This window comes from Pseudomonas sp. FP603, from assembly GCF_030687415.1.
GTDB classification, from domain to species: domain Bacteria; phylum Pseudomonadota; class Gammaproteobacteria; order Pseudomonadales; family Pseudomonadaceae; genus Aquipseudomonas; species Aquipseudomonas wuhanensis.
Map to the genome: position 1 here is coordinate 320,801 of NZ_CP117431.1, position 11,406 is coordinate 332,206.

Here is an 11,406-nt window from a genome sequence, read left to right on the forward strand (position 1 = left end):
ATTTCACCCCGTACAGCGTCTGTCCGCACCTTCGCCACGCCCGGAAGGAGAAACCCATGGGACAGCGTACGCCTCTGTATGACCTTCATCTCGCCCTCGGCGCGAAGATGGTCGATTTTGGCGGTTGGGATATGCCTCTGCATTACGGCTCGCAGGTCGAGGAACACCATCAGGTGCGTCGCGATTGCGGGGTTTTCGATGTATCCCACATGACCGTGATCGATGTTGGCGGCCCCCAGGCCAAGGCCTGGCTTCAGTATTTACTGGCCAATGACGTCGAACGTCTGCACAGCCCCGGCCGTGCCCTGTACAGCGCCATGCTCAACGAGCACGGCGGCATCGTCGACGACATGATCGTCTACCGTCTTGAGGACGGTTATCGCTTGGTGGTCAACGCCTCCACCCGCAATCAGGACCTGGCCTGGATGCAAACTCATCTCGGCGATTTCGATGTGCAGCTCAACGAGCGCTCCGAGCTGGCGATGCTGGCCATTCAAGGGCCTCACGCCCGGCACAAGATTGCCGAACTGGTGACTCAGTCCCGTGGCACGCTGATTCAGCAGCTCAAATATTTCGAAGGTCAGACTGACGGTGACTGGTTCATCGCGCGCACCGGTTACACCGGTGAGGATGGTCTGGAAATCGTGCTGCCGGCCGATCAGGCACCGGGCTTCTTCAACGATCTGGTGGGCGCGGGGATTTCCCCGATCGGCCTCGGCGCCCGCGATACCTTGCGTGTCGAAGCCGGCATGAACCTCTACGGGCAGGACATTCATCAAGAAGTTTCACCATTGGCCTCCAACATGGCCTGGAGCATTGCCTGGGAACCGGCCACGCGTCAGTTCATCGGCCGCACTGCCCTGGAAGCCGAACAGGCCGATGGCGTACAGCACAAACTGGTGGGTCTGGTCCTTGAAGAACGTGGAGTTTTACGGGCGCATCAGGTGGTTCGCATCGCCGATGTTGGCGAAGGGGAGATCACCAGTGGTAGTTTCTCTCCTACGCTTAGCAAGTCGATAGCACTGGCGCGCGTGCCGGTGGCCACCGCCGACCGCGCTGAAGTGGAAATCCGTGGCAAGTGGTACCCGGTTCGAGTGGTCAAACCGACCTTCGTACGCCACGGCAAAACCTTGATCTAACTTTTTTTGGCGGGCAATGACCGCTGACATTTTTCTTGAGGACACAGAACATGAGCGAAATCCCTGTCGACCTGCGTTTTGCCGAAAGTCACGAATGGGCCCGTCTAGACCATGATGGCGGCGTGAAAGTGGGTATTTCAGACCATGCTCAGGAAGCCTTGGGTGACGTAGTGTTCGTTGAACTGCCGGAAATCGGCAAAGTGTTCGCTGCTGGCGAGGCTGCAGGTGTAGTCGAGTCGGTCAAGGCCGCGTCCGATATCTACTCGCCAGTTTCCGGCACAGTCATTGCCGTTAACGAAGAGTTGGCCAACAACCCGGAGCTGGTCAACAGCGCGCCTTATGACAGCTGGTTCTTCAAACTCGAGCCAAGCGATACCTCCGAGCTGAACAACCTGCTTGACCCGGTGGCCTACAAGGCTGCTATTGGCGAGTAAGCCTTCAGCGTTACCCCAAAAGCCCCGATTTTTCGGGGCTTTTTTGTGTCCGCTAACTTGATGCGCTGAAGATTAAATGTGGGAGCGAGCTTGCTCGCGAAAGCGATTAATCATTCAACGTATAGGTCGACTGACCCACCGTTTTCGCGAGCAAGCCCGCTCCCACAGGGGAAGTGTCAACCTTTCCCACAGGTTCGCTGCTGGCAGCGACTGCTATGCTGGTTTGACCGCATTGCATCGACGCCGAGCGCCAGTCAAGAGAGAGCCCGTCATGTCCCAGTTGCCGTCCTTGAGCCAGTTACGCGACCCCAATACCTTCCTGCGCCGCCACTTGGGCCCCGATGCCGCCGAGCAGCAGGCGATGCTCGACAGCCTTGGTCTTGGCAGCCGGGTCGAACTGATCGAGCAGACGGTGCCGCCGGGAATCCGCCTCAACCGGCCGCTGGACTTGCCGCCGGCCCTCGACGAAGAAGCCGCGCTGGCCAAGCTGCGGGGCTACGCCGAGCAGAACCAGGTCTGGACCAGCCTGATTGGCATGGGGTACCACGGCACCCTCACGCCGGCCGTCATCCTGCGCAACGTGCTGGAAAATCCCGGTTGGTACACTGCCTATACGCCCTATCAACCAGAGATCGCCCAAGGCCGGCTCGAAGCGTTGCTGAATTTCCAGCAGATGACCATCGACCTGACCGGCCTGGAACTGGCCAACGCCTCGCTGCTGGATGAAGCCACGGCGGCAGCCGAGGCCATGGCACTGGCCAAGCGCGTGGCCAAATCCAGAAGTAACCTGTTTTTCGTCGATGAGAATTGCCACGCGCAGACCATTTCCGTGGTGCGGACCCGGGCCGAAGGGTTCGGTTTCGAGCTGATCGTCGACGCTGTGGATAACTTGAAACAGCACCAGGTGTTCGGCGCGCTGCTGCAATATCCCGACACCCATGGTGAAGTGCGCGATCTGCGCCCATTGATCGATCATCTGCATGCCCAGCAAGCCTTGGCCTGTGTGGCGACCGATCTGCTAAGTCTGCTGTTGCTGACCCCGCCGGGGGAACTGGGCGCCGACGTGGTGTTCGGTTCGTCCCAGCGATTCGGTGTGCCCATGGGTTACGGCGGCCCGCACGCGGCGTTTTTTGCCAGTCGCGACGAATACAAACGGGCGATTCCCGGGCGGATCATCGGCGTGTCGAAAGATGCTCGCGGCAACGTTGCCCTGCGCATGGCCCTGCAAACCCGCGAGCAACATATCCGCCGGGAGAAAGCCAACTCCAACATCTGCACCGCTCAGGTGCTGCTGGCCAATATCGCCAGTTTCTACGCGGTCTACCATGGCCCGGAAGGGCTCAAACGGATTGCCCAGCGCGTCCATCGGCTGACCTGCATCCTCGCTGCCGGCCTGGAGCGCCATGGGATCCCCCGTCTCAACCAACATTTCTTCGATACCCTGACCCTGGAGGTCGGTGGCGCTCAGACCGCGATCATCGAAAGTGCCCAGGCGGCGCAGATCAACTTGCGCATTCTCGGCCGTGGGCAGTTGGGCCTGAGCCTCGACGAAACCTGTGACGAAATCACCGTGACGAAGCTGTTCGATGTGTTTCTCGGGGCCGATCATGGGCTCAACGTCGACGAACTGGACGCTGAAGTCTTGATGTCCGGCATTCCTGCCGGGTTGCTGCGCAATACATCTTATCTGCGTCACCCGGTGTTCAACGCTCATCACAGCGAAACCGAAATGCTGCGTTACCTTAAGCAGCTGGAAAACAAAGACCTGGCGCTCAATCAATCGATGATCCCGCTGGGCTCCTGCACCATGAAACTCAATGCCACCAGTGAGATGATCCCCATCACTTGGCCGCAGTTCGCCAATCTGCATCCGTTCGTACCGAAAGAGCAGGCGGTGGGTTATTCGTTGATGATCGAGGAGCTGGAGCGCTGGCTCTGCGCGATCACCGGTTTCGATGCGATCTGCATGCAGCCCAACTCGGGCGCTCAGGGCGAGTACGCCGGGTTGCTGGCAATCCGCAAATATCACGCGAGCCGCCATCAGGGCGCGCGGGATATCTGTCTGATCCCGTCTTCGGCCCACGGCACCAATCCGGCCTCGGCGCAAATGGCCGGGATGCGGGTGGTGATCGTCGAGTGCGACGAGGGGGGTAACGTCGATCTGGATGACCTGAAAGCCAAAGCCGCGGAGGCGGGGGATCATCTCGCCTGCCTGATGGCGACGTATCCTTCGACTCACGGGGTCTACGAAGAGGGCATCAGCCAGATCTGTGAAGTTATCCACAGCCATGGCGGTCAGGTGTACATGGATGGCGCCAACCTGAATGCGCAGGTTGGATTGGCGCGGCCGGCAGACATCGGTGCCGACGTGTCGCACATGAACCTGCACAAAACCTTCTGCATTCCCCACGGCGGTGGCGGACCGGGGATGGGCCCGATCGGGGTTCGGGCGCACCTGGCGCCGTTCGTCGCCAATCACCCGGTAGTGCCAATCGATGGCCCGCTGCCGGAGAACGGCGCAGTGAGCGCGGCACCTTGGGGCAGTGCAAGTATTCTGCCCATCAGCTGGATGTACATCGCCATGATGGGGCCGCAACTGGCGGATGCGAGTGAGGTGGCGATCCTCGCCGCGAATTACCTGGCGCAGCATTTGTCCGGCGCGTTTCCAGTGCTCTACACCGGGCGCAATGAGCGAGTGGCCCACGAATGCATCCTCGATTTGCGACCGCTGAAGACGCTGACCGGGATCAGTGAAGAGGACGTTGCCAAGCGCTTGATGGACTACGGCTTCCATGCGCCGACCATGTCGTTCCCGGTGCCGGGGACGTTGATGGTCGAACCGACCGAGAGTGAGTCGAAGGCGGAGCTGGACCGTTTTATCGATGCGATGCTGAGTATTCGCGCGGAAATCACCGAGGTGCAGAACGGCAACTGGCCGGCAGAGGACAACCCGCTGAAACGTTCGCCGCATACCCTGGCCGACATCACTGGCGTCTGGGAGCGGCCGTACAGCATCGCACAGGCGGTGACACCGGATGCGCACACCAAGGCCCATAAGTACTGGCCGGTGGTGAACCGGGTGGACAATGTCTACGGTGACCGCAATCTGTTTTGCGCGTGTGTGCCGGTGGACGAATACCGCTGAAATCACGAGAGATGAAGATCTAATGTGGGAGCGAGCAAGCCCGCTCCCACAATTGATCGCATTTCAGGCAAAAAAATGCCGCTCATGTGAGCGGCATTTTGTTCAGCAACGAACCTTATTTCGAGGCGATGGCATTCTTCGCCAGGATGGCGTTCGCCAGTTCCATGTCCGTGGCTTGCAGGCCTGGGTTGTCGGCTCGGACTTTCTGCATCGCGGCTTCCAGGTACGGCCCGCGAATGGCGCCGTCACTGGCGACAAAGCTGCCGGCGTCGTCCTGGGCAGCGACGACCAGCTTGTGATCCCTGGAGGTCAGGTAGGACGAACCGGTGGTGGCACCGGACGTAAGGACGCTCTGCCAAAAGCTGTCATCAGCCATCGCCGAACCGACTGGAAGGGACAACACGGCGAAGGTAGCGACAGCAAGTTTGAGACGCATAAAAGGTGACTCCACTGGATTAACTGCGGGCTTTGATTGCCAATAACCCAATCCAGTTCCGTGACGTTAGTCGGCTCGCGCCACCAGTAAAATCGCCCCTTGCTGCCCGACTACCCGAACACGGCTGCCGGATGCAGTGTCAGGCCCGCGGGCCATCCATACGCCATCGGCGACCTTGATCTTGCCGCGGCCGTCGACAATCGCTTCGCTGAGACCACGAACACCTTGCCTATCAGCTCTTGTCCGCGCAGGTTCAGGTTCGGCTGGTCGCTGGCTCGCACCACGCTACGCTGACGTCGCCACCAGCACAGTGCGGTGAGGATCGAAAAGACCGCAAACAGCAGCACCTCAGGTTCATATGCGACTTGGAGGGGCCAGGGACTATGGCTGATGCCAGTCAGTCAGAGTAAATCTCAAGTATGTTAAGAAATTTGAGCGACGAAAATCCTGTGGGAGCGAGGCTTGCCCGCGAAGAATGCACCGCGGTTTTTCAGGTAATCCGCGTCATCGTTCTTCGCGGGCAAGCCACGCTTCCACAGGTTATGCGTCTTGACTTACTTATCTCTGCTCACTCTGCGGCGTCACTCGCAACACCTCTTCGATCGTGGTCAAACCTGCCGCCACTTTCTGCGCCCCCGACAAGCGCAAACTGCGCATGCCTTCCTTGAATGCCTGACGGCGGACCGCCAGCAAATCGGTGTCAGGGTTGATCAGCGCTTTAATGCCGTCAGTCAGCTGCATGATTTCGTACACCCCGGCGCGGCCGCGATAGCCGGTTTCGCGGCATTCCAGGCAACCGATGGCGCGTTGTGCGTTGCCCGGCAGTGGCGCTTGCCAGGGCCGGGTCAGGGTTTGCCAGTCGTCCTCGCCCAAAGTTAATGGCGCCTTGCAATGCGGGCAGAGGGTCCGAACCAGACGCTGAGCCATGACCCCGAGCACCGTGGCCTTGATCAGGTAATGCGGCACGCCGAGTTCCAGCAGGCGGCTGATGGCGCTCGGGGCGTCGTTGGTGTGTAACGTCGACAGCACCAAGTGGCCGGTGAGTGCGGCCTGAATCGCCATTTCGGCGGTTTCGAGGTCGCGGATCTCGCCGATCATGATGATGTCCGGGTCTTGCCGCATCAGCGCGCGCACGCCGGCGGCAAAGGTCAGGTCGATGTTGTGCTGGACCTGCATCTGATTGAACGCCGGCTCGACCATTTCGATCGGGTCTTCAATGGTGCAGAGGTTGACCTCCGGCGTCGCCAGTTTCTTCAGAGTGGTGTACAGCGTGGTGGTCTTGCCTGAACCGGTCGGCCCGGTCACCAGAATGATGCCATTGGGCTGGCGGGTCATGTCTTGCCAGCGACGCAGGTCATCGGCGGAAAAACCCAGCTGATCGAAGTCCTTGAGCAGCACTTCCGGGTCGAAGATCCGCATAACCATTTTTTCGCCGAACGCCGTCGGTAATGTCGACAACCGCAACTCGACTTCGCCGCCATCCGGGGTTTTGGTTTTGACTCGACCGTCCTGGGGTTTGCGCTTTTCCGCGACGTTCATCCGCCCCAGGCTTTTCAGGCGGCTGACGATGGCCATGGTCACCTGCGGCGGGAATTGATAGACGTTGTGCAGCACGCCGTCGATGCGAAAGCGCACTGTGCCTTGCTCGCGCCGGGGTTCGATGTGGATATCGCTGGCCCGTTGCTGGAACGCGTACTGGAACAACCAATCGACGATGTTGACGATGTGCGCATCGTTGGCGTCCGGCTCCTGGTCGCTGGCACCGAGGTTGAGCAACTGTTCGAAGTTGCCCAGGGTGCTTATTTGCTGATCGGCGTTGGTGGCGCCAGTGACCGATTTGGCCAGGCGGAAAAACTCCACGCTGAAGCGCTGGATGTCCACCGGGTTGGCCACCACGCGCTTGATAGGTAGCTTCAGCACGTGGGTCAGGTCGGCCTCCCAACTGCTGACGAAGGGCTGGGCGCTGGCCACGGTGACGGCGTCGCGGTCGATGGACACCGCCAGAATCTTGTGGCGTTGGGCGAAGGCATAGGACATCAACGGCGTAATGGCCGCGACATTGATTTTCAGCGGGTCGATGCGCAAATAGGGCTGACCGGCCTGCTGAGACATCCAGAGCGTCAGGCTTTCCAGGTCGAGGTGTTTGCCGGGACGGCTGAGGTCGTCCAAGTGTTGGCTGGCGATGAACTCCAGCGGGTGCTGTTGACCATTTATGGCGTGACGGCGGCGGGCGTTGAGTGCGTGTTCGGCTGAATCCTGGCTGATAAAGCCTTGGGCGACCAGTTCACGCAGCAAATCGTTAAGGTCCAGCCAGCGGTCCTGAGTGGCGAGTTGAACGGACATGCGGGCTCCTTATGAACAACCGTTCGCAAAGGATAGCCGCGCACCCGCAGACCGTTGGGCCACTACCCGACCAACACGTGTCGGGTTTTTTCAGCCTGTCGCGTGAGCAGGCTCTTGCCACGCAGAATCAGCCGCTTGCAGGTTCACCGAGCAGACGCTGATCAGGTTACGTAATTTTTCCGCGATCACTTGAGCACGGTGCCAGCTCAGGCCGTCCATGACGATATCGACCGACAGCAGATCGTCCATTCGCTGCACGTTGACCTGCTGCGGCGTCAGAAACTGCAAGGCGAACAGATTGAGCGCACGGCACAGCAAATCCGGCTCGGCCTCGGCCAGCAATTGGTAATGGACGCGGCAGTGGGCGTTGCTGACGTTCCAGACATCGGCGCGGGCGGGCGGGGTGTTCACGGCTTCTAAATGCGGCATGGTCGGTCTCCAAAATCACTGGAGGAATTTTTACATTCGGTGCCGGGCATTTCTTATCTATGATTGGGCTTATTGACCATTTATCGAATTGATCAATTCGATCTAGTACCCACTATAGGTTTTTCTATGCACAGCGAGCTGGATGGCTACGACCGCAAGATTCTCGCGTTGCTGCAAGAGGACGCTTCGCTCTCCAGCGCGCAGATCGCCGAACAGGTGGGGCTCTCGCAGTCGCCGTGCTGGCGGCGGATTCAACGGATGAAGGAGGAGGGGATCATTCGCGGTCAGGTGACGTTGCTTGACCGAAAGAAAATCGGCCTTAACACGCAGATCTTCGCCGAGATCAAACTCAATGCCCACGGACGCTCGAACTTCACCGAGTTCACCGAGGCGATTCGCGGCTTTCCCGAAGTGCTGGAGTGTTATGTGCTGATGGGGGCGGTGGATTTCTTGCTGCGGATCGTCACGGCAGATATCGAGGCTTATGAGCGCTTCTTCTTCGAGAAGCTGTCGATGGTGCCGGGGATTCAGGAGGTCAACTCAATCGTGGCGTTGTCGGAAATCAAATCCACGACGAGTTTGCCGGTGTTGCGCTGATGATGTTCGAAGGCCTTTGTGGCGAGGGAGCTTGCTCTCGCTGGAGTGCGAAGCGCTCCCCAATCCGGCCATTGCGGTATGCCAGACAAACCGCGATGCCCGGATTTACGACTGCTTCGCAGCCGAACGGGAGCAAGCTCCCTCGCCACAGGGTACTTACAGACGCAGCAAAGTCTTCCAGGCGCGATTCTGATACACCGCAATCGCCTGGTGCTTACGCGCATCCAGCGATTCATCGGTGATCGGCTCGTTGGCCAGTTGCGTCAGTTTGTTCAGCTCGCCGTACAGGCGATCCATTTCCGGGATCTCCAGCACGCCACGAGCATGGTGCAGCCAGGCCTGGATGCGCTCGATGCGCGGCAGCTGCTCGGCCAGGTCTTCCGGCTGTTGCTGGTAACGCTGCAATTGCAGCGAGTTGGCTTCTTCGCCCAGCATGCGCGGCAGCCAGCTGCCCAGTTGTGCAGCGCCCTGGCGATTGCCGCGGGTGTTGCGATCGGCGGCCCAGGTGCGAGCCAGCAACCAGCGCGAAGTGTTCAGGGAGAACAGGCCCCAGCGCGGATCTTCCAGCTCTTCGAGGAATTGCTCCGGCGCGGCTTTGCGCACGTCTTCGTCGTCCAGGCCGGCTTGGACCAGGGGGCGCCAGTCTTCCAGCAGGGCATCCAGCGCGACCCGCAGATCATGAGTTGACTGACGCGGTGCGGCCTGACCGAGGCTGCTGATCAGCGCGCGCATTTCAGCGAGGTTCTCGACCCAGTCCTGCAACAGGCGCCAGTGGCCATTGAAGCGATATTGCTCGGCCAGACGCTGGCTGCTGCTCAGCAAATGCCAGCTCAGGGCGGCGAACGCATCGTCCAGCGGCATTTCGGCGGTGATTTGCGGCGCCGGCAAGCTCAGCGAGTAGCTGTTGGCATCGAACAGGCGATAACCGCGCTCGGCCTTGCTGATATCACATGGCATCAGCGCCAGGGTCGCAGCCAGTTCGGCGGCCAGTTCCAGCAGCGCGGCCGGTTCGCCTTCGCGCAGTTCCAGTTCCAGCTCGCAGATTTCTTCTTTCTGCTTGCCGACCACTACATGGCCCAGGTCCAGCGCGGCTTCGATGACCACTTTGGTCTTGCCACGGCCCCAGGCGATTTCCGCGCGCTCGCGAACGAAATCGGTGGTGAAGATGGCTTTCAGGGTTTTCTTGTCCAGATCGGCCAGCTCTTCGGGCCAGCATTCACCGTCGAGTTTCTTCACGTCGAGTTTGGCTTTGGGCAGGGACCAGTCGTACTCGTGACGCTCGGACAGACCGGCAACGCTCTGGCCACGGGTCTTGAGCGTCTGAATCACTTCTTCGCCATCGCGGCGCAGGCGCAGGGCAACCTTGGCGCGGGCCAGGTCGCGCTCAGGCGTGTCGAAGTACTGGTTCATCAACTCACGGCGTTCCCAGCCACTTTTGTTGCGTTTTTTCAATAACGGGTGCTCGCGCAGGGCGGCGAGGGTTTCGCGGCTGACGCGTAGTTTGATTTCGGTTTCTTTCTGCATGGCCGGAAAATCCAGGATCGGGAGCGCAGCCGGGGGAATGTGTGGCTGCCAAGGTCGTGCAGTGTACAGGACTGATCCGTCCTACGCGCCGTAGCGGTTTATTCCTGTCGCCGGATGGTTCTATGATGGACTTCAATTCGGGAGTTGGGAGTCAGCGATGCCTTTGCCGTCCATGAAAGATCAGTTCGCTGCGCTGATCGCCGCGCCGTCTGTCAGCTGTACCCAACCCAGCCTGGATCAAACCAATCGGCCGGTCATCGACTTGTTGGCGACATGGCTCGGGGACTTGGGTTTTGCCTGCGATATCCAGCAGGTCAGCCCCGGCAAATTCAATCTGCTGGCCAGTTTTGGTGCCGGCCCCGGCGGCCTGGTGCTGGCTGGTCACAGCGATACGGTGCCGTACGACGAGGCGTTGTGGCAGACCGATCCGCTGAAACTGACGGAAGTGGACGGTCGTTGGGTCGGCCTGGGCAGTTGCGACATGAAGGGTTTTTTCGCCCTGGCCATCGAAGCCGTCAAACCCTTGCTCGACCAACCGTTCAAGCAACCCTTGCTGATCCTCGCCACCTGCGATGAAGAAAGCTCGATGTCTGGCGCTCGCGCTCTGGCCGAAGCCGGACGGCCATTAGGTCGCGCGGCGGTGATCGGCGAGCCGACGGGGCTAAAGCCGGTGCGGATGCACAAGGGCATCATGATGGAACGCATCGACATCCTCGGCCAGAGCGGCCATTCCTCGGACCCGCGCCTGGGCCACAGTGCCCTCGAGGCCATGCACGATGCCATCGGCGAACTGCGCGGCTTGCGCCTGGCGTGGCAGCGCGAATTCCGTAACCCGCAGTTCAGTGTGCCGCAACCGACCCTGAATTTCGGCTGCATTCACGGGGGCGACAATCCCAACCGCATCTGCGGCCAGTGCTCGCTGGAGTTCGACTTGCGTCCATTGCCAGGCATGGACCCCAAAGCCTTGCGCGCGGCGATTTTGCAGAAGCTCAATCCGATTGCCGAACGGCATCAGGTGAAGATCGATTACGCGCCGCTGTTCCCCGAAGTGCCACCCTTCGAGCAGGCCGAAGACTCGGAATTGGTGAGGGTCGCCGAAAAGCTCACCGGCCATCGCGCCGAAGCAGTGGCGTTCGGCACGGAAGCGCCTTATCTTCAGCGTCTTGGTTGTGAAACACTGGTATTGGGACCGGGCGACATCGCCTGCGCCCACCAACCGGGGGAATACCTCGAAATGTCACGTTTGCAGCCTACCGTGCATCTATTACGACAACTGATTGAACATTACTGCCTGACGCCGGCCAAAACGACGATGCCAGTGTAGGAGCGTGTATAAATTGCCGATGTCCCAACCCGTAT

At 60.1% G+C, this 11,406-nt stretch carries 9 protein-coding genes and 1 pseudogene; 5 read left to right on the plus strand and 5 right to left on the minus strand.

Annotated elements, in window-relative coordinates; translation table 11 throughout:
* Positions 1 to 56: 56 nt before the first annotated feature.
* The 3 genes from gcvT to gcvP all read left to right on the plus strand — a co-directional run bounded on the left by gcvT (position 57) and on the right by gcvP (position 4,718).
* Positions 57 to 1,139: a glycine cleavage system aminomethyltransferase GcvT gene (gene gcvT / locus PSH65_RS01485; RefSeq protein ID WP_305424613.1), complete on the plus strand. Its 1,083-nt coding sequence runs from the start codon at positions 57 to 59 to the stop codon at positions 1,137 to 1,139.
* A 50-nt stretch (positions 1,140 to 1,189) separates the two neighbouring features.
* Complete coding sequence (gene gcvH / locus PSH65_RS01490) at positions 1,190 to 1,573, plus strand: glycine cleavage system protein GcvH (RefSeq protein ID WP_038980852.1); 384 nt, start codon at positions 1,190 to 1,192, stop codon at positions 1,571 to 1,573.
* Between the two features lie 271 nt (positions 1,574 to 1,844).
* Positions 1,845 to 4,718, plus strand: a complete 2,874-nt coding sequence (gene gcvP, locus PSH65_RS01495; protein WP_305424614.1) for an aminomethyl-transferring glycine dehydrogenase — start codon at positions 1,845 to 1,847, stop codon at positions 4,716 to 4,718.
* A 115-nt stretch (positions 4,719 to 4,833) separates the two neighbouring features.
* Here gcvP and PSH65_RS01500 read toward each other — a convergent pair whose 3' ends face one another.
* The 4 genes and pseudogenes from PSH65_RS01500 to PSH65_RS01515 all read right to left on the minus strand — a co-directional run bounded on the left by PSH65_RS01500 (position 4,834) and on the right by PSH65_RS01515 (position 7,926).
* A complete protein-coding gene (locus PSH65_RS01500; RefSeq protein WP_305424615.1) occupies positions 4,834 to 5,154 on the minus strand; it encodes a DUF2388 domain-containing protein in 321 nt (106 codons plus the stop codon).
* A 66-nt stretch (positions 5,155 to 5,220) separates the two neighbouring features.
* Positions 5,221 to 5,504, minus strand: a pseudogene (locus PSH65_RS01505) (NfeD family protein); the annotation flags it as partial.
* A gap of 208 nt (positions 5,505 to 5,712) precedes the next feature.
* The gene (locus PSH65_RS01510) at positions 5,713 to 7,497 is read right to left on the minus strand and encodes a GspE/PulE family protein (RefSeq protein WP_305424616.1); all 1,785 of its coding nucleotides are present in this window, start codon (positions 7,495 to 7,497) and stop codon (positions 5,713 to 5,715) included.
* Positions 7,498 to 7,587: 90 nt separating this feature from the next.
* Entirely contained in the window at positions 7,588 to 7,926 is a 339-nt protein-coding gene (locus tag PSH65_RS01515) for a hypothetical protein (protein WP_305424618.1), read from the minus strand.
* 126 nt (positions 7,927 to 8,052) lie between these two features.
* Between PSH65_RS01515 and PSH65_RS01520 the strand changes: the two genes are divergently transcribed.
* A complete protein-coding gene (locus tag PSH65_RS01520) occupies positions 8,053 to 8,523 on the plus strand; it encodes an Lrp/AsnC family transcriptional regulator (protein WP_007940379.1) in 471 nt (156 codons plus the stop codon).
* Positions 8,524 to 8,679: 156 nt separating this feature from the next.
* On the opposite strand, the gene PSH65_RS01525 is transcribed toward PSH65_RS01520, so the two are convergent.
* Positions 8,680 to 10,047 (minus strand): inorganic triphosphatase, encoded by a 1,368-nt coding sequence (locus PSH65_RS01525; protein WP_305424619.1) that lies wholly within the window; start codon positions 10,045 to 10,047, stop codon positions 8,680 to 8,682.
* Between the two features lie 157 nt (positions 10,048 to 10,204).
* Here PSH65_RS01525 and argE point away from each other — a divergent pair, with 157 nt between their 5' ends.
* On the plus strand, positions 10,205 to 11,371 hold the full coding sequence (gene argE, locus PSH65_RS01530; protein WP_305424620.1) for an acetylornithine deacetylase: 1,167 nt from the start codon (positions 10,205 to 10,207) through the stop codon (positions 11,369 to 11,371).
* Positions 11,372 to 11,406 lie beyond the last annotated feature (35 nt).